Origin of the sequence: Streptomyces varsoviensis, assembly GCF_000718635.1 — a bacterium.
Classification (GTDB): domain Bacteria; phylum Actinomycetota; class Actinomycetes; order Streptomycetales; family Streptomycetaceae; genus Streptomyces; species Streptomyces varsoviensis.
In genome coordinates this window covers 232,793-256,554 of sequence record NZ_JOBF01000016.1, presented here as the reverse complement: position 1 = coordinate 256,554, position 23,762 = coordinate 232,793, and the positions used below count along the sequence as shown (strand labels likewise).

The window sequence follows — 23,762 nt, the reverse complement described above, 5'->3', positions numbered from 1 at the left end:
TTCGCCCGGCGCCGCGTCGGCCCTGCCGACCCCGACAGGCCCGACTGGCCCGACAGGCCCGGCAGACCCGACAGACCCGTCAGGACTGGCAGCGCCATCTGCCCCGTCCATCTCTTGCTCCACCATGCGTTACACCGTATCGACAGCGATTGGCCATTGATTCAATCAACATTGACAGTGAATGAGTCAAGCATAGACAGTCAGATCAAGAGACGAAACAGAAGAAGCAGAGGAAGCAGACAAGGAGATCCACCATGCCGACCACCGCGGCCGACCCGGCCAACTCGGCGGCCGACCCGGCCAACGGGGCCACCGGGACCAACGGGGCCAACAGGACCAACCCGGCCAACGGGGCCAACGCGCCGATCGACGTACCCCGCGGCCTCGCGGGCGTCGTCGTCACCGAGACCGCGCTGGGCGACGTACGAGGGCGCGAGGGCTTCTACCACTACCGCCAGTACTCGGCGATCGAACTCGCCGAGAACCGCGGCTTCGAGGACGTCTGGCACCTGATGTGCCACGGCTCCCTCCCCGACGCCGAGCAGCGCGCCGCGTTCGCCGCCGAGACCGCCGCCCTGCGCCACCTGCCCGCCGACGTCCGTGACGCGCTGCCCGCGATCGCCCGGTCCTGCGCGCTCACCGGCCCGCTCGCGGGACTGCGCACCGCGCTCTCGCTGCTCGGCGCCGCCTCCGGCGGCCGCCCGCTGTACGACATCGACGCCGACCGCCGCCGCGCCGACGCCCTCGCCGCGTGCGCGGCCGTGCCCACCCTGCTCACCGCGCTGCACCGGCTGGGCCAGGGGCTCGCGCCCGTCGAACCGCGCGACGACCTGTCGTACGCGGCCAACTACCTGTACATGATGACCGGTACGGAACCGGAGCCGGAGCGCGTACGGGCCATCGAGCAGTACCTCGTCTCCACCGTGGACCACGGCTTCAACGCCTCCACCTTCACCGCCCGCGTCATCGCCTCCACCGGCGCCGACCTCGCCGCCTGCCTCGTCGGCGCCGTCGGCGCGCTCTCCGGCCCTCTCCACGGCGGCGCGCCCAGCCGCGCCCTGGACACCCTCGACGCCATCGGCACCCCGGACCGCGTGGACCCCTGGATCCGCGAACGCGTCCTGGCGGGGGAGCGGATCATGGGGTTCGGGCACCCCGTCTACCGCACCGAGGACCCGCGCTCCCGCATGCTGCGCGGTGTCGCCGAGCGGTTCGGCGGCCCCCTGGTCGAATTCGCCGTGCACGTCGAGCGGCGCGTCCTGGAGATCCTGGCGGAGCTGAAGCCGGGCCGGGAACTGCACACCAATGTGGAGTTCTACGCCGGCGTCGTCATGGAGCTGTGCGGCGTGCCGCGCTCGATGTTCACCCCGACGTTCGCGGCCGCCCGGGTCGTCGGCTGGAGCGCCAATATCCTGGAGCAGGCGGAGGACTCGAAGATCATCCGCCCGGCGGCCCGCTACGCCGGCCCGCCGCCGCCCCAGCCGGTGCCCGCCGTGCGCTGACGACGATGGAGACGCCCCCTTGGCCAAGCGACAGATCCCGGTCATCGTGCTCGCCGGATTCCTCGGGTCCGGCAAGACGACCCTCCTCAACCACCTGCTCCGCAGGGCCGGGGGCAGCCGGATCGGCGCGGTCGTCAACGACTTCGGGAGCGTCGAGATCGACGCGATGACCGTCGCCGGGCAGGTCGACTCGATGGTCTCGCTCGGCAACGGCTGCCTGTGCTGCGCCGTCGACACCAGCGAACTGGACGACTACCTCGACCGGCTGGCCCGCCCGGCGGCGCGCATCGACGTCATCGTCATCGAGGCGAGCGGCCTCGCGGAGCCCCAGGAACTCATCCGCATGATCCTGGCCAGCGAGAACCAGCACATCGTCTACGGCGGGCTGGTCGAGGTCGTCGACGCCGCCGAGTTCGCCCGCACCCGCGCCGCCCACCCCGAACTCGACCGCCACCTCGGCCTCGCCGACCTCGTGGTCCTCAACAAGGCGGACCGCGTCGCGGAAGCGGAGCGTACGGACCTGCTCGCCACGCTGGCCGGGCTCGCCCCCGGCAGACCCGTCCTCCCGGCCTCGTACGGGCGCGTCGACCCGGAGCTGCTCTTCGACCGCCGCCCCCGGGAGGACCGTCTGGAGGCGGTGCGGCAGCTCTCCTTCGAGGACCTGGTGGCCGACGACGGCGATGACGACCACGCCCACGACCACGAGCACGCGGACCACAGCGGCCACCTGCACGCCGCGTACGACAGCCTCTCCTTCGTCGCCGACGCCCCCATGAACCCGCGCCGCCTGCTGGACTTCCTCGACAGCAGGCCGCCCGGCCTCTACCGCATCAAGGGCTTCGTCCGCTTCGACGTGCCCGGCAGCCGGCAGAAGTTCACCCTGCACGCGGTCGGCGACTTCCTGCGCTTCTACCCGTCCCCCTGGGCACGCGACGAGGAACGGCTGACCCAGCTCGTACTCATCGGCTCCGGCATCGACACCGAAGCCCTCCGCAAGGAACTGGAAGCCTGCCGGGACACGGAGGCCGCCGCCCAGGCAGCGGGCGAGGAGACCATGTGGGGCGTACTGCGGTACGTACAGGACCCCGAGGAGCAAGGCGACCCCCAGGAGCACCACGAACCCGCCCCCGGCGCCCACGACGATCTGGGCGAACGGGCGGACGTCTGGCCGTAAGGGGTCGGGGCGTCGCCCGGCCCCACGGCACGGCGGCCGGGCCTCCCGCACAGAGAGCCCGGCCGCCTGCTGTCAGAGCGCTGCTTACCGCCCGCCTTCTGCCCGACGCGCCCCTACACCGGTCCGGCGACCGCCGCGACCGCCTTGGGGATCGGGACGCCGGAGCCGTCGCGGCGCGGGTCGATCTCCGGGAGCTCCACCGGGGCGCCGTTCGCGGCCGCGGCCCGCGCGGGTGTCGCCCCCGCCCAGGCGGTGACCAGGCAGTCCTCGCCCTTGAGGAACCGCTGGCAGCGGACGCCGCCGGTCGCCCGCCCCTTGCGCGGGTACTGGTCGAACGGCGTCAGCTTCGCGCTCTGCATCGAGTCGACCAGCGTGCCGTGCGAGCCCGCGACCGTGAAGACCACCGCGTCCGCGGCCGGGTCGATCGCCGTGAAGGAGAGGACCTTCGCGCCCGCGCTCAGCTTGATGCCCGCCATGCCGCCGGCCGGCCGGCCCTGCGGCCGCACCTGGCCCGCCGGGTAGCGCAGGAGCTGCGCGTCGTCCGTGATGAAGACCAGGTCCTCCTCGCCGGTGCGCAGCTCCACCGCGCCGACGATCCGGTCGCCCTCCTTGAGGCCGATGACCTCCAACTCGTCCTTGTTCGCCGGATAGTCGGGGACCACGCGCTTGACGACGCCCTGCTCCGTGCCGATCGCGAGGCCCGGCGAGGACTCGTCCAGGGTGGTGAGGCAGACCAGCCGCTCGTCGTCCGTGAGGGACAGGAACTCCGCGATGGGCGCGCCGCCCGAGAGGTTCGGCGCGGCGGCCGTGTCCGGGAGCTGCGGCAGGTCGATCACCGGCAGCCGCAGCAGCCGGCCCGCGGAAGTCACCGCGCCCACGTCGCCCCGCGCCGTCGCGGGCACCGCCGAGACGATCGCGTCGTGCTTGACGCGCTTGGCATCCTCGTCGAACGACAGCTCGCCGTTGGCCGTACGGGCCAGCAGCCCCGTCGAGGAGAGCAGCACCCGGCACGGGTCGTCCGCGACCTCCAGCGGCACCGCCGCCACCGGCGCGCCTGCCGAGGCCAGCAGCACCGTGCGCCGGTCGGTGCCGAACTTCTTGGCGACGTCGGCCAGTTCCGAGGAGACCAGCTTGCGCAGCTCCGCGTCGGATTCGAGGATCGCGGTGAGCTTCTCGATCTCGCTGTTGAGCCGGTCGCGCTCCGACTCCAGCTCGACCCGGTCGAACTTCGTCAGCCGCCGCAGCGGGGTGTCCAGGATGTACTGCGTCTGGACCTCGGACAGCGAGAACCGCGCCATCAGGGTCTCCTTGGCCTTCGCCGCGTTCTCGCTGGAGCGGATGAGGCGGATGACCTCGTCGATGTCGATGAGCGCGACCAGCAGCCCCTCGACCAGGTGCAGCCGGTCGCGCCGCTTGGTGCGCCGGAACTCGCTGCGCCGCCGGACGACCTCGAAGCGGTGGTCGACATAGACCTCCAGCAGCTCCTTGAGGCCCAGCGTCAGGGGCTGGCCGTCCACCAGCGCGACGTTGTTGATGCCGAAGGACTCCTCCATCGGCGTCAGCTTGTAGAGCTGCTCCAGGACGGCCTCCGGGTTGAAGCCGTTCTTGATCTCGATGACCAGCCGCAGGCCGTGCTCGCGGTCGGTGAGGTCCTTGACGTCCGCGATGCCCTGGAGCTTCTTCGCCCCGACCAGGTCCTTGATCTTCGAGATGACCTTCTCGGGGCCGACCGAGAACGGCAGCTCCGTGACGACCAGGCCCTTGCGGCGGGCCGTCACATTGTCGACCGCGACCGTGGCGCGGATCTTGAAGCTGCCGCGCCCCGTCTCGTACGCGTCCCGGACCCCGGACAGGCCCACGATCCGGCCGCCGGTGGGCAGGTCCGGCCCCGGCACGTACTTCATCAGCGTGTCGAGGTCGGCGCCCGGGTGCTTGATCAGATGCCGGGCGGCGGCGATGACCTCGCCCAGATTGTGCGGCGGCATGTTCGTCGCCATGCCGACCGCGATCCCCGACGCCCCGTTGACGAGCAGGTTCGGGTAGGCGGCGGGGAGGGTGAGCGGCTCCTGCTCGCTGCCGTCGTAGTTCGGCGCGAAGTCGACGGTGTCCTCGTCGATCGAGTCCGTCATCAGCGACGACGCCGCCGCCATCTTCGCCTCGGTGTACCGCATGGCGGCCGGCGGGTCGTCGTTGCCGAGCGAGCCGAAGTTGCCGTGCCCGTCGACCAGCGGCACGCGCATCGTGAACGGCTGCGCCATGCGCACGAGCGCGTCGTAGATCGAGGCGTCGCCGTGCGGGTGCAGCTTTCCCATCACCTCGCCGACGACGCGGGCGCACTTCACATGCGCGCGCTCCGGGCGCAGGCCCATCTCGTTCATCTGGAAGAGGATGCGGCGGTGCACCGGCTTCAGCCCGTCGCGCGCGTCGGGCAGGGCGCGCGAGTAGATGACGGAGTAGGCGTACTCAAGGTAGGAGCCCTGCATCTCGTCGACGACGTCGATGTCGAGGATGCGCTCCTCGAAGTCGTCCGGCGGCGGGGTCTTCGTGCTGCGGCGGGCCATCGCGGCTGCGGCTCCTTCTTGTAACCGGTACGGGGTGGTGACGCCGACCATTGTGGACCGCCCCACTGACAACCCCGACCGCGACCCGTCCGTAAGGGCGGTCCTCGGCGGGAACTTCGCCAGATGTCAGCGCGCTTGCATACAGTGACAGGACCGATTTGAACGCGGGACATCACGCGGGTCATCACGCAGCGAAGGGACGTACATGCCCATGGGTCACACGGCCACGCAACAGGCCGGTACCAGCGGCCTGACAGCGACCGAGCACCGCCTGGCCAATGGCCTGAGGGTGGTCCTCTCCGAGGACCACCTGACCCCGGTCGCCGCGGTCTGCCTCTGGTACGACGTCGGTTCCCGCCACGAGGTCAAGGGCCGTACGGGCCTGGCTCACCTCTTCGAGCACCTGATGTTCCAGGGCTCCGCGCAGGTCAAGGGGAACGGCCACTTCGAGCTGGTGCAGGGCGCCGGCGGCTCCCTCAACGGCACCACGAGCTTCGAGCGCACCAACTACTTCGAGACCATGCCGGCCCATCAGCTGGAGCTCGCCCTCTGGCTGGAGGCCGACCGGATGGGGTCGCTGCTCACCGCGCTCGACGAAGAGTCCATGGACAACCAGCGGGACGTCGTCAAGAACGAGCGCCGCCAGCGCTACGACAACGTGCCCTACGGCACGGCGTTCGAGAAGCTGACGGCCATGGTCTACCCCGAGGGCCACCCCTACCACCACACGCCCATCGGGTCCATGGCCGACCTGGACGCCGCCTCCCTGGAGGACGCCCGGGCCTTCTTCCGTACGTACTACGCACCCGGCAACGCGGTCCTCTCGGTCGTCGGCGACATCGACCCCGAGCAGACCCTCGCCTGGATCGAGAAGTACTTCGGCACCATCCCCCCGCACGACGGCAAGCAGCCGCCCCGCGACGGGACCCTGCCCGACACCATCGGCACGGAGCTGCGCCAGGTCGTCGAGGCGGAGGTGCCCGCCCGCGCCCTGATGTCCGCCTACCGCCTGCCGCACGACGGCACGCGCGAGGCGGACGCCGCCGACCTCGCCCTGACCGTCCTCGGCGGCGGCGAGTCCTCCCGGCTCCACAACCGCCTCGTCCGCCGGGACCGCACCGCCGTCGCCGCCGGCTTCGGGATGCTGCGGCTGGCGGGCGCGCCCTCCCTCGGCTGGCTGGACGTCAAGACGTCCGGCGGGGTCGAGGTGGCGGACATCGAGACCGCGGTCGACGAGGAGCTGGCCCGGTTCGCCGCCGAGGGGCCGACCCCGGAGGAGATGGAGCGGGCCCAGGCCCAGTTGGAGCGCGAGTGGCTGGACCGGCTTGCCACGGTCGGCGGGCGCGCCGACGAACTGGCCCGGTTCGCCGTGCTGTTCGGCGACCCGCAGCTCGCCCTGACGGCCGTGGGCCGCGTCCTGGACATCACCGCGGCGGAGGTGCGGGCCGTCGCCGCGGCCCGGCTGCGCCCCGACAACCGCGCGGTCCTCGTCTACGAGCCGACCGACCAGGCGGAGCCCGGAGAGCCCGCGGAGGCCGGACCGGCGGACCCGGAGCAGGCCGACGAGACCACCGTGAAGAACACAGCAGAGCAGGAGGCGGGCCAGTGAGCGACGCCGTGGCCACCACCACCATGCATTTCCACCCGCAGCCGCGGCCCGGCGCCGCCACCCCGTGGGCCTTCCCGGCCCCCGAGCGCGACCAGCTCCCCAACGGCCTCACGCTGCTGCACTGCCACCGCCCCGGCCAGCAGGTCGTCGCCGTGGAGGTCAACCTCCAGGCGCCGCTGGAGGCCGAGCCGGCCGGGCTCGACGGCGTCGCCACGATCATGGCGCGCGCCCTTTCCGAGGGCACCGACAAGCACTCCGCCGAGGAGTTCGCCGCCGAGCTGGAGCGGTGCGGCGCCACCCTCGACGCGCACGCCGACCACCCGGGCGTCCGCGTCTCGCTGGAGGTCCCGGCCTCCCGGCTGCCCAAGGCGCTCGCCCTGCTCGCCGACGCCCTGCGCGCGCCGGCCTTCGCGGACAGCGAGATCGAGCGGCTCGTGGGCAACCGCCTCGACGAGATCCCGCACGAGCTGGCCAACCCGGCCCGCCGGGCCGCCATGGCGCTCTCCAAGCAGCTCTTCCCCGCGGACGCGCGCATGTCCCGGCCCCGCCAGGGCACCGAGGAGACCGTCCGGAACATCGACGCCGCGGCCGTACGGGCCTTCTACGAGGCGCATGTACGGCCCGCCACCGCGACCGCCGTGGTCGTCGGCGACTTCACCGGCGTCGACCTGGCCCAGGACCTCGCCGACACGCTCGGCGCGTGGACCGGCGGCACCGCCGAGCCGTACCCCGTGACGCCCATCACCGCCGACGACACCGGTCGGGTGGTGATCGTGGACCGCCCCGGCGCCGTGCAGACCCAGCTCCTCATCGGCCGGATCGGCCCCGACCGGCACGACCGCGTCTGGCCCGCCCAGGTGCTCGGCGCGTACTGCCTCGGCGGCACCCTCACCTCGCGCCTGGACCGCGTGCTGCGCGAGGAGAAGGGCTACACCTACGGCGTGCGCTCGTACGCCCAGGTGCTGCGCTCCTCCGAGCCGTCGGCCCTCCAGGGGGCCACCGGCGCCTCCCTGCTGGCCATCAGCGGCTCGGTGGACACCGAGTCCACCGGGCCGGCGCTCGCGGACCTGTGGGCCGTGCTGCGGACGCTGGCCGCCGAGGGGCTGACGGACGCCGAGCGCGATGTCGCCGTGCAGAACCTCGTCGGCGTCGCCCCCCTGAAGTACGAGACGGCCGCCGCCGTCGCCGGGACGCTGGCCGACCAGGTCGAGCAGCACCTCCCGGACGACTTCCAGGCCCAGCTCTACGCGCGCCTCGCGGAGACCGGCACGGTGGAGGCGACCGCGGCCGTCGTCAGCGCCTTCCCGGCCGACCGGCTCGTCACGGTCCTCGTCGGCGACGCCGCGCAGATCCAGGAGCCGGTCGAGGCGCTCGGCATCGGAGAGGTGACGGTCGTCTCCGGCTGAGCGCGCCGAAGGCCGGCCGACTGGAACGAGCGGGGCCGGGCGGGCCGACTAGAACCGGCCAGGACGGCTCCGGGACGGCCGGGGCTCATAACGGGACAAGGAGCGTTCCATAGCGGGACGAGTGGGGCGCGAGGGACCTTCGGGACCCTCGCGCCCCGCTGTATGTCCGGTTTATAGGAGTGGTTGCACGTCTGCCGTGTGGCGTGGGCCACAAAATCGCGCTTCTGTTTGCCGATTGAAAGAAGCCCCGTTTAGCGTCATGGCGGTTGTCCGTCACCCATGAGTCGCAGCCGCGGCCCCGGGCAGCCATCGCCGAGTCCCCAATGGCGCGAGCCAGGGGAGCCGGGGACCCATACGTCCCTGGGGTGAATCGGGCCCCTTCCCGGAGGGACCCGTAGGAGACCTTCCTGCTCCGAACCCGTCAGCTAACCCGGTAGGCGAGAAGGAAGGAAAGGATCAGCCTTACCTATGGCGTTCACCCGTGCCACCGGGAAACACCGTCGTCCCAGCCGCGCCGTGCGCGTCGGCGCCAACGCGGCGGGCGTCGCGACCCTGGCCGCGACCGGCGTCGTCGCCGGCCTCGCCTCCCCGGCCCTCGCCTCCGGCGGCGACCACGCCGCCCCCTCGGTCGAGGACACCGGCCTCATCCAGGCCGTCGTCATGAGCAACGACGTGGCCGACAACATCGGCGCCCAGGCCCAGACCCAGGAGCACGCCGCCGCCCAGGCGGCCGCCAAGGCGAAGGCGGAGGCCGAGGCCAAGGCGCAGGCCGCCAAGGCCAAGAAGCGCGCGGAGGAGGCCAAGCGGAAGGCCGACGCGGAGCGCGCCGCCAAGGAGAAGGCCGCCCGGGACGAGGAGCGCCGTCGGCTCAACACCTTCGTCTCGCCGATCGACGGCTCGTACGTCTCCACCGCCTACAAGGCGTCCAGCGGACTGTGGTCCTCCGGCAGCCACACCGGCGTCGACTTCCACGCCGGAGAGGGCACCTCCGTGCACTCCGTGGGCGCGGGAACCGTCGTCGAGGCCGGCTGGGGCGGCGCCTACGGCAACAACATCGTCATCAAGATGAACGACGGCACGTACACGCAGTACGGCCACCTCTCCTCCATCGGCGTCTCCGTCGGCCAGACGGTCACCCCGGGGCAGCAGATAGCCCTCTCGGGCTCCACCGGCAACGTGACCGGCCCGCACCTGCACTTCGAGGCCCGTACGTCGCCCCAGTACGGCTCGGACATCGACCCCGTCGGGTATCTGCGCGCGCACGGCGTCAGCCTCTGAGCGGCGGCCTCCGCGTACGGGAGGACCATATCCGGACTCCGCCGAAGGCCCCGGCCCCACCCGGCCGGGGCCTTCGGCGTGCCCGTAGGGCGGCCGGGAAACGGGGCCCGGGTGCACAGAGACACAGAGACATGGAGACACAGAAGGGCCGCGGCGACCGTGTTCGGTCACCGCGGCCCGTCGCGCGGCGGCGCCGCGCCCGCGAAGGCGGATCAGACGGTCTCCGGAAGCTCCTCAAGCCCCTCGGCGACCAGCTTCGCGAGGCGGTCGAGCGCGGCCTCGGCGTCGTCGGCCTCCGAGGCGAGAACGATCTCCTCGCCGCCCTGGGCGCCCAGGCCCAGCACCGCGAGCATGGAGGCGGCGTTGACCGGGTTGCCGTCGGCCTTGGCGATCGTCACGGGGACGCCCGAGGCGGTCGCGGCGCGGACGAAGATCGACGCGGGGCGGGCGTGCAGCCCCTCGGCCCAGCCGACGGTGACGCGGCGCTCAACCATGGTGTTGCCCTTCAAGTCGTATTGGTTGTCTAGACCAGTCTCTCACGGTGTCGACGCCCCTCCGCTGGTGACGTCGGGCACCCTGCCGCCCCCACTGCCATCCTCCATTGTGCCGCCCTGCCCGCCCTTGCTTCCTTTCACCCTCTTCCGGCCTCTTTCATCGGCTTTCACTTATTTCATCCCTCCTCGCCTGCCGCGCCCCGCCCCCGCGGCACCCGCCGCCCGCCTCGCCCCGCCCCGCCGGCGTACGCGAGCGGGGCCTTGTCAGTGCCCGGTCGTACGCTGGCCCCATGCACACGCCGTCGGAGCAGGCCGCGTACCCGACCCACTGGGAAGCCGATGTCGTGCTGCGCGACGGCGGCACGGCGCAGATCCGGCCGATCACCGAGGCCGACGCGCAGCGCCTGACCAGCTTCTACGAGCAGGTCTCGGACGAGTCGAAGTACTACCGCTTCTTCGCCCCCTACCCGCGCCTGTCCGACCGCGACGTCCACCGCTTCACCCACCACGACTACGTGGACCGCGTCGGGCTCGCCGCCACGGTCGGAGACGAGTTCATCGCCACCGTTCGCTACGACCGCATCGACGCGCGCGGCATGGCCGCCACCGCGCCCGCCGACGAGGCCGAGGTGGCCTTCCTCGTCCAGGACGCGCACCAGGGCCGCGGCGTCGCCTCCGCCCTCCTGGAGCACATCGCGGCCGTCGCCCGCGAGCGCTCGATCCGCCGGTTCGCCGCGGAGGTGCTGCCCGCCAACACCAAAATGATCAAGGTCTTCACGGACGCCGGGTACACCCAGAAGCGCTCCTTCGAGGACGGCGTCGTCCGGCTCGAATTCGACCTGGAACCCACCGACCAGTCCCTCGCCGTCCAGCGCGCCCGCGAACAGCGCGCCGAGGCCCGCTCGGTGCGGCGGCTCCTCGCCCCCGGCTCGGTCGCCGTCGTCGGCACGGGCCGCGAGCCCGGCGGCGTCGGCCGAACCGCCCTGCGCAACATCCTGGAGGGCGGCTTCACCGGCCGCGCGTACGCGGTCAACCGGGCCTTCCCGGAAGGGGCCTCGCGGCTGCGGCCCGAGGACGTGCCCGCCTACCGCTCGGTCGGCGAGATCGAGGAGACCGTCGACCTGGCCGTTGTCGCGGTCCCCGCCGACCAGGTGCCCGCCGCCGTCGCCGACTGCGGGGAGCACGGCGTCCAGGGCCTCGTCGTCCTCTCCGCCGGATACGCCGAGAGCGGCCCCGAGGGCCGTGACCGCCAGCGCGAGCTGGTCCGCCAGGCCCGCTCGTACGGCATGCGCGTCATCGGCCCCAACGCGTTCGGCCTCATCAACACCGCGCCCGGAGTCCGGCTCAACGCCTCGCTGTCGCCCGAGATGCCGGCCGCCGGGCAGGTGGGGCTGTTCTCCCAGTCCGGGGCCATCGGCATCGCCCTGCTCTCCGGGCTGCACCGGCGCGCCGCCTCGCTCGCGGGGGTCTCCACCTTCGTCTCCGCCGGCAACCGCGCCGACGTCTCCGGCAACGACTTCCTCCAGTACTGGCACGACGACCCGGAGACCGCCGTCGTCGTCATGTACCTCGAATCCATCGGGGACCCCCGCAAGTTCACCCGGCTCGCCAAGCGCACCGCCGCGGTCAAACCGGTCGTCGTCGTCAAGGGCGCCCGGCACGGCGGCACCGCGCCCAGCGGCCACGCCGTGCCCGCGACGCGCATCCCCGACGCCACGGTCTCCGACCTGCTCCGGCAGGCCGGCGTCATCCGCGTGGACACCGTCACCGAACTCGCCGACACCGGGCTGCTGCTCGCCTCCCAGCCGCTGCCGGGCGGCCCCCGGGTCGCCATCCTCGGCAATTCGGACTCCCTCGCCCTCCTCACCTACGACGCCTGCCTCACCGAGCGGCTCCGCCCGCTCCCGCCGCGCGACCTCACCACGTCCGCCGGACCGGACGACTTCCGCGCGGCGCTCGCCGACGCCCTCGCCGACGACCTGTGCGACGCCGTCGTCGTCACCGCCATCCCTTGGGTCGGCGACGCCTCGGCCGCGCAGCTCGCGTCGGCCCTGCGCGAGACGGTGGCCGCCGCCCCGGCGGCGAAGCCGGTGGCCGTCGTCCACCTCGAAATACCGGGCCTGGCCGACGCGCTGGCCACCCCGCGGGACGACCCGCAGGCCGCGCCGGGCGCCGCGGCCCCGGGCGGCATCCCCTCCTTCCCCGCCGCCGAACGGGCCGTACGGGCGCTCGCCCAGGCCGCGCGGTACGCGCAGTGGCGCAAGGGGACGGCCTCTCCCGGGCGCGTCCCTGAGTACGACGACATCGACGAGGCCGGCGCCGCGGCCGACATCGACGTGCTGCTCGCCGCGCACGGGGCGGCCACCCACGGCGGTACCGCGCGCGGCGAGACCGCGGACGGCAAGACCGCCCGAGGCGAGGCCGCGGACGCAGAGGCCGCGTACGGGCGCACGGCGCGGCCGACCGGCGCCGCCGCCCCCGCACTCGGCGCGGCCCCCGCCGCCCCCCGCTCCGTGCAGCTCTCCGCGGCGGACACCCAGCGCCTGCTGGCCCGGTACGGCATCCCGGTGCTGCCCGCCCTGCCCGCGCCCGGCCCCGACGAGGCCGTACGGGCCGCCGGCCGGCTCGGCTACCCCGTCGCCCTCAAGCCCACCGCGCCCCATCTGCGCCACCGCGCGGACCTCGGCGGGGTCCGCCTCGACCTCGGCGGCGAGAACGAACTGCGCCGCGCCTACGCCGAGCTGACCGAACTGCTCGGCAAGCCGGAGGAGCTGCGGCTGGTGGTGCAGTCGATGGCCCCGCGCGGCGTGGACACCGTCATCCGGGCCACCATCGACCCCGCCGTCGGCGCGGTGCTCTCCTTCGGGCTGGCCGGCGCCCCCTCCCTGCTGCTCGGCGACACCGCGCACCGGCTCGTACCGGCCACCGACCGGGACGCCGCCGAGCTGATCCGGTCCATCCGGACGGCCCCGCTCCTCTTCGGCTGGCGCGGCACCACCCCCGTGGACACCAAGGCGCTCGAAGAACTCCTGCTGCGCGTCTCCCGCCTCGTCGACGACCACCCCGAGGTCGTCGCCGTCGACCTCGAACCCGTGGTCGTCGCCCCGCACGGGCTCCAGGTGCTGGGCGCGACCCTGCGCCTCGCGCCCCCGCCCGTCCGCACCGACCTCGGCCCCCGCCGCCTGCCCGCCTACTGAGACCCACACGCCCCGTAGGATGGGCGTATGGCGAAGACCGGTACGACGACCCAAGGGCTGCGCGCGGCGATCGAGCGCAGCGGCTACTACCCGGCCCTCGTGGCCGAGGCGGTGGAGGCCGCCGTGGGCGGTGAGCCGGTCGTGTCCTACCTGGTTCACCAGGAGACGACCTTCGACTCCAACGAAGTCCGCCGGCACGTCACGGTCCTCGTGCTGACCGGCACCCGCTTCATCGTGAGCCACACCGACGAGCAGGCGGCGGACGGCACGTCCCCGTCGCCCTACGCCACGACCTCCACCGAGTCCGTCAAGCTCGGCCGGATCTCCTCGGTGGTGCTCAGCCGCGTCGTGGCCAACCCCGAGTCGTACACCCCCGGCACGCTGCCCCGCGAGGTGGTGCTGACCATCGGCTGGGGCGCGGTCTCCCGCCTCGACCTGGAGCCCGCCGCCTGCGGCGACCCCAACTGCGAGGCCGACCACGGCTATACCGGCTCCTCCACCGCCGACGACCTGAGCCTGCGCGTCAGCGAGGCGGGGGACGGGCCCGACACGGTGCGGCAGACGCTGGCGTTCGCGCAGTCCCTGTCCGAGGCGACGGCGGCGACCGGCCGCTGATGACTGGTTACGCCTCCGGCCCCGCCACCTCCTGGCAGGACCCGACCCCGCTCGACCCCCGCACCGCCCCCCTGCCGCGCTACGGCGCCGGCGCCCTGTCCGACCTGCTGCCCGCCGTCGCCGCGGGCCTGGAGGTCCCCGGCCTCACCTCCGGGCTCCAGCTCGAACCGGCCGACCGCGTCTGCGTCTTCCTGATCGACGGCCTCGGCTGGGAGCTGCTGAAGGCCCACCCCGCCGAGGCCCCGTTCCTGCACTCGCTGCTCGGCAGCTCCATGAACGGCACCGGGCAGCCGATGACCGCGGGCTTCCCCTCCACCACGGCGACCTCGCTGGCCTCCGTCGGCACCGGGCTGCCGCCGGGCGCGCACGGCCTCCCCGGCTACACGGTCCGCGATCCGGCCGCCGGCCAGTTGATGAACCAGCTCCGCTGGCGCCCCTGGACCGACCCGTACGCGTGGCAGCCGTACCCCACGATCTTCCAGCTCGCCGACGCCGCGGGCGTGCACACCTGCCAGGTGTCCGCCCCCGACTTCCAGCACACTCCGCTGACCAAGATCGCGCTCAGCGGCGGCACCTTCCACGGCCGGGAGCTCGGCGAGGACCGCATGGACCTCGCCGCCGACCGGCTCGGGGCAGCGGGCCGCTCGCTCGTCTACACCTACTACAGCGAGGTCGACGGCAACGGCCACCGCTTCGGCGTCGACTCGGACGAATGGCGCGGCCAGCTCATGTACGTCGACCGGCTCGCGCAGCGCCTAGCCGAACAACTGCCGCCCCGCTCGGCCCTGTACGTCACCGCCGACCACGGCATGATCGACATCCCCTTCGACCCCGAGTCGCGCGTCGACTTCGACGAGGACTGGGAGCTCGGCGCCGGCGTCGCGCTCCTCGGCGGCGAGGGACGCGCCCGCCATGTGTACGCGGTACCGGGCGCCGCCGGTGACGTACTGGCCTGCTGGCGCGAGGTGCTCGGCGAGCAGATGTGGGTGGCGGGCCGCGACGAGGCCATCGAGGCCGGCTGGTTCGGGCGGCCCGGCGACGGCGTGGACGAGCGGGTGCGCGGCCGGATCGGCGACGTCGTCGCCGCCGCCCGCGACGACATCGCCATCGTCGCCTCCCGGACCGAGCCGAACGAGTCCGCGATGGTCGGGCTGCACGGCTCGATGACCCCCGTCGAACAGCTCGTACCCCTCCTCGAAGTCCGCACCTGAGCCCCGCCCCCGCCCCGCCGCCGGACGGGGCGCCCGCACGCCTCCGCACGACCGAAAGGCCCTCGCCCCCTCATGCCCGAGCTGGTGTTCTTCAGCGGAACGATGGACTGCGGCAAGAGCACGCTCGCGCTGCAGATCGAGCACAACCGCTCGGCCCGCGGCCTGCAAGGGATGATCTTCACCCGTGACGACCGGGCGGGGGAGGGCAAGCTCTCCTCCCGGCTCGGCCTGGTTACCGAGGCCGTCGAGGCCGCGGACGGCTTCGACTTCTACGCCTACGTCGTCGCCCACCTCTCGGCGGGCGGCCGGGCCGACTACGTCATCGCCGACGAGGCCCAGTTCCTCGCCCCCGAGCAGATAGACCAGCTCGCGCGCGTCGTCGACGACCTCGCGCTCGACGTCTTCGCGTTCGGCATCACCACCGACTTCCGCACCAAGCTCTTCCCCGGCTCCCAGCGGCTCGTCGAACTCGCCGACCGGATCGAGGTGCTCCAGGTCGAGGCGTTGTGCTGGTGCGGGGCCCGGGCCACGCACAACGCCCGCACCGTGGCCGGCCAGATGGTCGTCGAGGGCGCGCAGGTCGTCGTCGGCGACGTGGCCGGGGCGCAGGACACCGTGGGGTACGAGGTGCTGTGCCGCCGCCACCACATCCGCCGGATGACGGCGGCGGCCGCCGGGGCGGGTGCGCTGTCGCCGGACGTCCTGCCGGTGGACGCCGAGGCGCGCGGACCGTACGCGCCGGAGCACGCCTGACCCCGCGCATACCTGAGCGCGCCGCCGCACGGGGCGGGGGCGCGCCTCGTGCCCGTACGGCGTCATTGCTCCTACGAGGCCCCGTGGCCGTACGGACGCCTCGTGCCCGTACGCACGTCTGTTTCGCGCCCGTACAGCGGCCCGCGCCCGTCCGGCGCCCTGCCCGTCCCGTACTGCCCTCTCCCGTCCCGTGCGGTGCCGTACGGCCCTTCCCGCTCCGGGGCCGCTCAGCCGGCCTGCGGGGCGGGGATGTCGCTGCGGAGCAGGGAGAAGACCGCGCCCTCCGGGTCCGCGACCGTGGCGAGCCGCCCGAGGGGGGAGTCGCGGGGCGGGGCCAGGACCTGGCCGCCCAGCTCGGTGACGCGACGGGCCGCCGCGTCCGCGTCCGCCGTCTCGAAGTACGTCATCCAGCGCGGCCCCTGGTCGCGCGGCAGGGCGTTGCCGACGCCGTGGATCGCGGCGGCCGGCGCGCCGTTCACCTTCAGGGCCAGGTAGTCGAAGTCCGCCGCCACCACGGCCTCGGTGTCGTAGCCGAAGACGGACTCGTAGAACTTGGCGATCATCGTGGTCTCGGCGGTCAGCAGCTCGTGCCAGACGGGCGTGCCGGGCACGCCCGCCCCCTGCGCGCCGAGGTGGCGGCGCCCCTCCCAGACGCCGAACGTCGCGCCGGACGGGTCCATGGCGATCACCAGCCGGCCCTCCTCCTCCGCTTCGAGGGGACCGACGCCCACCGTGCCGCCGCAGCACCTGATCCGCTCGGCCGTGAGGTCGGCGTCGTCGCTGGCGAGGTAGGTCGTCCAGGAGACCGGCAACTGCCGGTCGGGCGGCAGCTCGCCGATGCCGGCGACGGGGCGGCCGTCCTGCTCGGCGCGTACGTACGGCCCGAGCTGCCCCGGGCCCGAGTGGTACGTCCAGCCGAACAGGCCGCTGTAGAACTCCTGTGTCGCGGCCAGGCTGTGCACCATGAGGCTGGTCCAGCATGGCGTTCCAGGGGTGCGCCGAGTCGCTTCCTCGGTCATCGTCACTCTCTCCTCGGACCATCGTGGTGGCCGTGTCACCCGGGCCGGTCTGCGGCGCGGGGGTGGTACGGGGACGGGGCCAGTCCAGATGTTCGCACCGCTTGTCATGGCGGGCGCCCCGGCCGCGCCGGATTTGGCGGGTTCCCCCCGGAGCCTGCCCGAATCGGCATGGCGCATCCGTTACGGCGCCGTTGCCGTCCGGTATCGGTCTCCATCGCCGTCATAGGACCGGACCGCCGGACAGGGGCGCCGGTCGCTGCGCGAGGATGGGCCTTATGAATGCCATCATCACCGCAACCGAACTCGCGAGCGAGTTGGCGGCCGGCCGCCCGCCGGTCCTTCTGGACGTCCGCTGGCAGCATGGCGGCCCGCCCGGCCGCCCGGAGTACGAGGCCGGGCACCTCCCCGGCGCCGTCTACGTCGACCTCGACGGCGAACTGGCGGGCCCGGCGGGGGAGCGGGGCCGCCACCCGCTGCCGGATACCGCGGCCTTCGGCGCCGCGATGCGCCGCGCCGGCGTCTCGGCCGACCGGGCCGTGGTCGTCTACGACGGCGGCCAGGGCTGGGGCGCGGCCCGCGGCTGGTGGCTGCTGCGCTGGACGGGGCATACGGACGTACGCGTCCTGGACGGCGGCCTGGCGGCCTGGACGGCCTTCGGCGGCGCCCTCACCACCGAGGTGCCGGCCCCCGAGCCGGGCGACTTCGAGCCGCAGCCGGGGGCGGCCGGGCTGCTCGACGCCGACGGCGCGGCGGCCCTGGCCCGCCGGGGCGTCCTGCTCGACGCCCGGGCGGGGGAGCGCTACCGGGGCGAGGTCGAACCCATCGACCGCGTCGCCGGCCACATCCCCGGTGCGCTCTCCGCCCCCACGATGGAGAACGTGGCGGAAAACGGCCGGTTCCGCCCGGCCGAGGAACTGGCGGCCCGCTTCGCCTCCCTGGGCGCCACCCCCGGCAGCGAAGTCGGCGTCTACTGCGGCTCCGGCGTCTCCGCCGCCCACGAGGTCCTGGCCCTGGCCGTAGCGGGCGTGCCCGCGGCCCTCTACGTCGGCTCCTGGAGCGAATGGACCGCCGACACCGCCCGCCCGGTGGCCACGGGCGCCGACCCGGGCTGAGCGGCCCGCTTGCCCGGCCGTTGCCCCCCTGTTCGTAAGTACGTACGGGCCATCGGCCGGGCCGGCCGCACTTCGGGCGGTTCCGGGGTTTGTACGGCCCCCGGGGCGTGCTGAGCCCGCCCGTACCGGGCAGGGGAGCCGCGCCGCAGTCCGGATGCACGGGGACGCGGGGTGCCGCATGAGGAGCCCCGGGCCGGATCGGCGACGCTCGTTCCGGCGAGGCCCGGTTCGTACGGCTTTCTGGCCCGGAGCAACTGACTCCGGGCCGGGCGCGGTCCGTCGCCGTCCGCGTCGCTACCGGGCCCTCCGACGTATGCGAGCCCTCGGGCCGGGCGCGGTCCGCTGTCAACCACCGCGCCCTGCGAACACACGCGCCGGCGAACGCGGCGGCCCCTGCTGCCGCAACGATTCCGCACCTGGCGAGCCGAAGCGCGGTGGGCCGTTACTCCTGCTTCTTGCGGCTGGTGCCGAAGACGATCTCGTCCCAGCTCGGGACGGCGGCGCGGCGGCCGGGGCGGACGCCGTCGGCTTCCGCCTGCCGGTCGGTGGTGCCGGTGAGGCGGTCGCGGTGGCCCGCCACCGAGCGCGGCATCAGCACGTCGGCGTAGGCCGAACCGGCGCTGGCGGCCGGGGCGGGCGGTTCGACCGCCTCCGGCTCCTCCTCGTCCGGCTCCTCCGGCGTGTCGCCGGTGGGCTGCTCCGGCACGATCATGTCGCCCCGGAAGCTGGGCACGGCCTCCAGCAGGCTGGTCAGGGAGTCCCGCTCGCGCGGCGCCTCCTCGGCGGGCGGCTCCGGCTCGTCCTCCGCGGCGGACGACGGCGACTGCCGGTCCAGGGCGCGGTCGAGCGGCCGGTCGCGCGGCAGCCGGGCGATGCGCGGCACGAAGGGGAAGCTCGGCTCGGGCGTGTCGTCGCTCTCGCCGATCAGGACGCGGGCCTCGTCGTCCATGGCCTGAACGATCCGCCGCGGCGGGTCGTACGTCCAGCTCGCGGAGCGCATCTCGCCCGCGACGCGGTAGACGAGGAGGACTTCCCAGGTGCCGTCCTCGCGCCGCCAGGAGTCCCACTGGGCGGTCTCCTTCTCGGCGCCGCGCAGCAGCAGCCGCTCCGCCACGGCCTCGCCGAGCTGCGGTCCGGTGTTCTCGCCGGGGCGCCGTACGGGCGTCTTGCGGGCCCGCTCGGCCATGAAGGCGCGCTCCGCGAGGACGGGGCCCTCGAAGCGGCGGACACGGTCGACGGGGATGCCCGCCATCTGCGCGACTTCCTCGGCGGAGGCTCCGGCCCGTATGCGGGCCTGGATGTCGCGCGGGCGCAGGTGGCTCTCGACCTCGATCTCGATCTGGCCGAGGCGGGCGCGGTCGTTGCGCACGGCGGCGCGCAGCCGCTCATCGATCGGAAGCGTGTACTCCGTGCTGTCCGCAGCCTTGAGCACCAGCCGTGTGCCGTCGTTTGAGACGGCCACGACACGCAGTTCGGGCATGGGGACCTCCCGGGTGGTGCCTGCCGACGTCACGTGCGTCGCTGCTTCCGCTAGTCGAGTGTGGCCTGCCCGGGTGCAGCCTGCCACAACATTGCCGAGTTGACCGGCGTGTCGGGTCGGGGACCCGATCCGCCGTTATGGCACGGTTACCGGTTCGCCACTCTCGGTGATCGTGCCATTTGCCCTGAACAGCCGCTACCCGCACCGGTCGGCGTCCTCCGGAGGAGCGCCTTCCGGGGCCCTCTCCCGTCAGTCCGGGCAGCCGGACGGGATACCGGGCCAGGGCTCGCCACAGTACTCCATTCGGGCCACCTGGGTGGATCGGCGCGCCATGGAACCTCTCGCGGGGCAAGGGAGTTGATCGCCCGCCCATTCACCCCTGGGGGTGGTGTGAGTGGCGAGGTTCACACAATCACCTAAATCGGAACTGATCGCCTCGCCCATAAGTCCCTTCTCTGTGCAGGGTGGAGCGAATGGGCAAGCAGAGGCTGGAGATGCAGGTAAAGGACGAAAGCGAGGAAAAACCGCAAGGTAAGCGGTTGGATCTCAGCATCGCCCAGGTGGCCGGCAGTGGCCTGGCCGCCGTGATCGCCGCGCTCCTCGCGGGCAAGCTCGGCGTCTACGGAACGATCATCGGTGCGGGTGTGGTCAGTGTGGTGGCCACCACCGGCGGCACGATTTTTCAGCATCTCTTCCGTCGTACGGGTGAACAGATCCGCGACGTGACCGTGCTCGCGAAGCCGAAGGCGCGCCAGGTGCCCGTCACGGACACGGACCGTGACCGCTGGCCCGGCGCCCCGGCGGGGGACGAGCAGCCGACCACGATGCTCCCGGCGGTCGGCCCGGGCGAGGACCCCGGCACCCCCGACAACCCCGCCGACCCCGACGCCGATCCGGACCGTACGCAACTGCTCAAGCGGGCCGAGGCCACCCAGATGCTGCCGCGCGTCGAGGCGACGCAGATGCTGCCGCGCGCCGAGGACCCCACCCGGCTGCTGCGGCGGGCCGAGGGGGGCGGCCAGGCGTCCGGCCCGGCGGGCCTCTCCGACGAGTTCACCCCGGCCACCACGCACGGCACCCGGCTGCGGCGCTGGAAGAGCCCGCTGCTCCACGCCGTCGTGATCTTCGTGCTCGCGATGGTCACCGTCACCGTCGTCGAACTGGCCACCGGCTCCACGCCGGACGGCAAGAGCGGCACCACCTTCCAGCAGCTCTTCCGCTCGAACGACTCCGGGAACCACGCCCCGTCGTCGCCCTCCGGCACCCCCGGCACCGGCCACTCCTCCGAGGACGGCACCTCCGGCGACGGCTCGACGCACTCCTCGGACGGCGACAGCGACAGCGACCAGCAGGGCGGCGGCAGCGGGAAGGGCGATGAGCCGACCCCGGACGCGACGCCCACGCCCCCCGCGGGCGGCGGCGACTCGACGCCCAGCGGGCAGCCGACCGCCACCCCCACCCAGTCGCAGGGCGGCGGCACCGACCAGGGCGGCACGCACGACGGCACCGGCCCCGGCAAGGGCGGCACGGGCAAGGACAAGGGCGACGGCGGCCAGAACGACGGCAAGTCCGGCGGCGGGAACGGGCAGCCCGACGCCGGCGCGCCGCAGAACGACGCCGCGGCGGCCGGAGCCCAGGGCGCCGGTTCGGGTTCGTAACGCCCTGGCCGCCGATGCTCGGGGTCGTAGGCCCGGCCGCCGGCGCTCGGGTTCGTACGCCCGGCCGCCGGCGCTTGGGCTCGTACGCCCGGCCGCCCGTGCTCGGGCTCGTAACGCCTGACCGCCGACTCGGGTGCGTAATGTCCGGCCGCCGGTTCAGGCTCCCAGGACGCGCCGGAGGTAGTCGTTGCCGAAGAGGCGCTGCGGGTCCAGCCGGTCCCGCAGCGCCCGGAATTCGTCGAAGCGCGGATAGACCCCGGCCAGATATCCGGCGTCGCGGCTGTGCAGCTTCCCCCAGTGCGGCCGCCCGCCGTGCGCCGTCATGATCTGTTCGGCGGCGGAGAAGTAGGCGTGGTGCGAGGTGCCCCGGTACTGGTGCATCGCGAGGTAGGCCGTGTCGCGGCCGGCGGCCGTGGAGAGCGGGATGTCGTCGGCCGGGGCGGTCCGCACCTCCACCGGGAAGCTGATCCGCAGCCGCGAGCGCTCGATCATCGCCCGCAGTTCGCGCAGCGCCGCGACGGCCGCCTCGCGCGGCAGCGCGTACTCCATCTCCAGGAAGCGGACCCGGCGGGGGCTGGTGAAGACCTTGTACGGGATGTCGGTGTACGTACGGGCCGACAGCGCCCGGCTGGAGATCTTGGCGACGGGGGGTATGGTCGCGGGCGCCGTCCGGCCCAGCGCGCACAGGGCCCGGAAGAGGGTGTTGGAGAGGAGCTCGTCCTCGATCCAGGCGCTCAGCGGCGAGGGCGGCGCGGCCGGGCCCGGGCTGCGGTTGTTGCGCTTGGTGTTGCAGTTGCCGGTGTGCGGAAACCAGTAGAACTCGAAGTGCTCGTTCTCCGCCGCGAGCTGATCGAACTCGGCCGTGACCCGGTCGAAGGGCATCGGCTCCTCGCGGGCCGTCAGCCAGAACTCCGGCTCCACGGCGAAGGTGACTGCCGTGATCACCCCGAGCGCGCCGAGCCCCACCCGGGCCGCCGCGAACACCTCCGGGTTCTCCTTCTCGGAGCACGCCAGCACCGAGCCGTCCGCGGTCACCAGCTCAAGACCCCTGATCTGGGCGGCGATCGACGCCGAGTCGCGGCCCGTGCCGTGCGTTCCGGTGCTGATCGCGCCGGAGACCGTCTGCTCCGTGATGTCGCCCATGTTGGTCAGCGACAGCCCATGGGCGCTCAGCGTCTCGTTCAGGCGCTTGAGCGGGGTGCCCGCCGCGACCGTGACCGTCCCGGCCGTACGGTCGATCTCCCGGACCCCGGTGAGGCGTTCGGGCCGGATGAGGAGCCCGTCGGTGGCCGCCGCGGCGGTGAAGGAGTGCCCCGTGCCCACCGCCTTCACCCGCAGGCCGTCGGCCGCCGCCCGCCGGACCGCCGCCGCCAGTTCCTCGGCGCTGTTCGGGGCCACCGTCCGGGCCGGCCGGACCACGACGTTCCCCGCCCAGTTACGCCACGCGCTGCTCGTTTCGGTCATCTGTGCCAGACCCCTCCCGATGCGGCGCCGGCCGCAGCCGGCGGTACCCGAGGAACGCGACCGCGGCCGCGACCGCCCCCGCCACGCCGGGCACCGCGTACCCCGTCTCCGGCCCGGACGCGTCGACCACCCAGCCGGCGATCGACGAGCCGAGCGCGAATCCGACCGCGAGCCCGGTGCTCGTCCATGTCATGCCCTCGGTCAGCTTCGCGCGCGGTACGTGCTGCTCGACGAGGGCCATGGTGGTGACCATCGTCGGCGCGATGGACAGGCCCGCGACAAAGAGCGCCACGGCCAAGAACGTCAGGTTCCCGACCAGTTGGAGGGGGATCATACTCACGGCCATAGCACAGACGCCCAGGAGCCAGCGGCGGGAGGCCTCGCTCTTGAAGTGCACCAGCCCGTAGACCGCGCCGGCCAGACAGGAGCCCAGCGCGCACACCGCCAGCACCAGGCTCGCGGCGGACTTGTGGCCCTCGTGTGCGGCGAACGCCACCGTCACCACGTCGAGCGAGCCGAAGATGACGCCCGTCGACACGAACGCCGCCACCAGCACCTGGAGCCCCCGGGAGCGCATCGCGGTCCCCCCGGAGTGCTCGCCGCGCGGGTGCGGCGCGGGCTCCGTGGCGCGCTGCGCGGTCAGCGCGAAGACGCCGCACACCAGGAAGCAGCCCGCCAGCAGCGGACCCGCCTCCGGGAACCAGGAGGTGGACAGGCCGATGGAGAGGATCGGCCCGAAGATGAAGCACACCTCGTCGACCACGGACTCGGCGCTGTAGGCGGTGTGCAGCAGGCGCGGCGAGTCCACGTAGATCGCCGCCCAGCGGGCCCGGACCATCGCGCCGATGTTCGGCACGCAGCCGACGCCCGCGGAGAAGACGAACAGCGTCCAGTCCGGCCACCGCTGCTGGGCGCTGACCAGCAGCCCGGCGAGGGCCGCCGCGGTGATCAGCGTCGCCGGGCGCAGCACCCGGCGCTGCCCGTACCGGTCCACGAGCCGGGAGATCTGCGGCCCGGCCACCGCGTCGGCGACCGCCGTCGTCGCGGACAGCGCGCCGGCCAGCCCGTACCGGCCGGTGAGCTGGGAGACCATCGTGACGATGCCGATGCTCATCATCGACAGCGTCATCCGGCCGAAGAAGCCGGCGGTCGAGAAGGCCTTCGCGCCGGGTGCTACGAAGATCGCGCGGTAGGGACTGGGCAAGGGGCGGGCTCCACCGGTAAGGGAT

17 protein-coding genes and 1 riboswitch are annotated in these 23,762 nt (G+C 73.4%); of the genes, 11 read left to right on the top strand and 6 right to left on the bottom strand.

Features of this window, described 5'->3' with window-relative positions:
* Window positions 1-254 precede the first annotated feature (254 nt).
* Window positions 255-1,502 (top strand): citrate synthase/methylcitrate synthase, encoded by a 1,248-nt coding sequence (locus IF55_RS23735; RefSeq protein WP_078645064.1) that lies wholly within the window; start codon window positions 255-257, stop codon window positions 1,500-1,502.
* 19 nt (window positions 1,503-1,521) lie between these two features.
* On the top strand, window positions 1,522-2,676 hold the full coding sequence (locus IF55_RS23730) for a CobW family GTP-binding protein (RefSeq protein ID WP_048832356.1): 1,155 nt from the start codon (window positions 1,522-1,524) through the stop codon (window positions 2,674-2,676).
* Window positions 2,677-2,789: 113 nt separating this feature from the next.
* Here the strand turns inward: IF55_RS23730 and IF55_RS23725 are convergent, their stop codons facing one another.
* Window positions 2,790-5,237 carry a DNA gyrase/topoisomerase IV subunit A gene (locus IF55_RS23725; RefSeq protein ID WP_030884363.1) on the bottom strand — a complete coding sequence of 816 codons (2,448 nt, stop codon included), beginning with the start codon at window positions 5,235-5,237 and terminating at the stop codon, window positions 2,790-2,792.
* A gap of 211 nt (window positions 5,238-5,448) precedes the next feature.
* Between IF55_RS23725 and IF55_RS23720 the strand changes: the two genes are divergently transcribed.
* From IF55_RS23720 to IF55_RS23710, 3 genes are all read left to right on the top strand, one after another.
* Window positions 5,449-6,846 (top strand): M16 family metallopeptidase, encoded by a 1,398-nt coding sequence (locus IF55_RS23720; protein WP_048832372.1) that lies wholly within the window; start codon window positions 5,449-5,451, stop codon window positions 6,844-6,846.
* A 23-nt stretch (window positions 6,847-6,869) separates the two neighbouring features.
* On the top strand, window positions 6,870-8,252 hold the full coding sequence (locus IF55_RS23715) for a M16 family metallopeptidase (RefSeq protein ID WP_048832371.1): 1,383 nt from the start codon (window positions 6,870-6,872) through the stop codon (window positions 8,250-8,252).
* A gap of 300 nt (window positions 8,253-8,552) precedes the next feature.
* Window positions 8,553-8,706: riboswitch (cyclic di-AMP (ydaO/yuaA leader) on the top strand.
* Window positions 8,707-8,720: 14 nt separating this feature from the next.
* Complete coding sequence (locus IF55_RS23710; protein ID WP_030884357.1) at window positions 8,721-9,530, top strand: M23 family metallopeptidase; 810 nt, start codon at window positions 8,721-8,723, stop codon at window positions 9,528-9,530.
* A gap of 212 nt (window positions 9,531-9,742) precedes the next feature.
* Here the strand turns inward: IF55_RS23710 and IF55_RS23705 are convergent, their stop codons facing one another.
* A complete protein-coding gene (locus IF55_RS23705; RefSeq protein WP_030884355.1) occupies window positions 9,743-10,024 on the bottom strand; it encodes an HPr family phosphocarrier protein in 282 nt (93 codons plus the stop codon).
* Window positions 10,025-10,314: 290 nt separating this feature from the next.
* Here IF55_RS23705 and IF55_RS23700 point away from each other — a divergent pair, with 290 nt between their 5' ends.
* From IF55_RS23700 to IF55_RS23685, 4 genes are all read left to right on the top strand, one after another.
* The gene (locus IF55_RS23700; RefSeq protein WP_030884352.1) at window positions 10,315-13,221 is read left to right on the top strand and encodes a bifunctional acetate--CoA ligase family protein/GNAT family N-acetyltransferase; all 2,907 of its coding nucleotides are present in this window, start codon (window positions 10,315-10,317) and stop codon (window positions 13,219-13,221) included.
* A gap of 27 nt (window positions 13,222-13,248) precedes the next feature.
* Window positions 13,249-13,836: a DUF5998 family protein gene (locus IF55_RS23695; RefSeq protein WP_030884349.1), complete on the top strand. Its 588-nt coding sequence runs from the start codon at window positions 13,249-13,251 to the stop codon at window positions 13,834-13,836.
* Window positions 13,836-15,047 (top strand): alkaline phosphatase family protein, encoded by a 1,212-nt coding sequence (locus IF55_RS23690; protein ID WP_030884346.1) that lies wholly within the window; start codon window positions 13,836-13,838, stop codon window positions 15,045-15,047. The genes IF55_RS23695 and IF55_RS23690 overlap by 1 nt, the downstream gene beginning before the upstream one ends.
* A 72-nt stretch (window positions 15,048-15,119) precedes the next feature.
* Entirely contained in the window at window positions 15,120-15,800 is a 681-nt protein-coding gene (locus tag IF55_RS23685; RefSeq protein ID WP_030884343.1) for a thymidine kinase, read from the top strand.
* A 227-nt stretch (window positions 15,801-16,027) separates the two neighbouring features.
* On the opposite strand, the gene IF55_RS23680 is transcribed toward IF55_RS23685, so the two are convergent.
* The gene (locus IF55_RS23680) at window positions 16,028-16,819 is read right to left on the bottom strand and encodes a VOC family protein (protein ID WP_030884339.1); all 792 of its coding nucleotides are present in this window, start codon (window positions 16,817-16,819) and stop codon (window positions 16,028-16,030) included.
* A gap of 275 nt (window positions 16,820-17,094) precedes the next feature.
* On the opposite strand from IF55_RS23680, the gene IF55_RS23675 reads away from it, so the two are divergent.
* Complete coding sequence (locus IF55_RS23675; RefSeq protein WP_030884336.1) at window positions 17,095-17,931, top strand: sulfurtransferase; 837 nt, start codon at window positions 17,095-17,097, stop codon at window positions 17,929-17,931.
* A gap of 442 nt (window positions 17,932-18,373) precedes the next feature.
* Here IF55_RS23675 and sepH read toward each other — a convergent pair whose 3' ends face one another.
* The gene (sepH, locus tag IF55_RS23670) at window positions 18,374-19,444 is read right to left on the bottom strand and encodes a septation protein SepH (RefSeq protein ID WP_048832355.1); all 1,071 of its coding nucleotides are present in this window, start codon (window positions 19,442-19,444) and stop codon (window positions 18,374-18,376) included.
* 506 nt (window positions 19,445-19,950) lie between these two features.
* Here sepH and IF55_RS23665 point away from each other — a divergent pair.
* Window positions 19,951-21,069: a hypothetical protein gene (locus tag IF55_RS23665; RefSeq protein WP_048832354.1), complete on the top strand. Its 1,119-nt coding sequence runs from the start codon at window positions 19,951-19,953 to the stop codon at window positions 21,067-21,069.
* A gap of 156 nt (window positions 21,070-21,225) precedes the next feature.
* Here the strand turns inward: IF55_RS23665 and IF55_RS23660 are convergent, their stop codons facing one another.
* Window positions 21,226-22,533 (bottom strand): D-arabinono-1,4-lactone oxidase, encoded by a 1,308-nt coding sequence (locus IF55_RS23660; RefSeq protein WP_030884326.1) that lies wholly within the window; start codon window positions 22,531-22,533, stop codon window positions 21,226-21,228.
* Window positions 22,505-23,737, bottom strand: coding sequence for an MFS transporter (locus IF55_RS23655; protein ID WP_030884324.1), 1,233 nt, complete (start codon window positions 23,735-23,737; stop codon window positions 22,505-22,507). Before IF55_RS23655 ends, IF55_RS23660 begins: the two co-directional genes overlap by 29 nt.
* Between the last annotated feature and the right edge of the window lie 25 nt (window positions 23,738-23,762).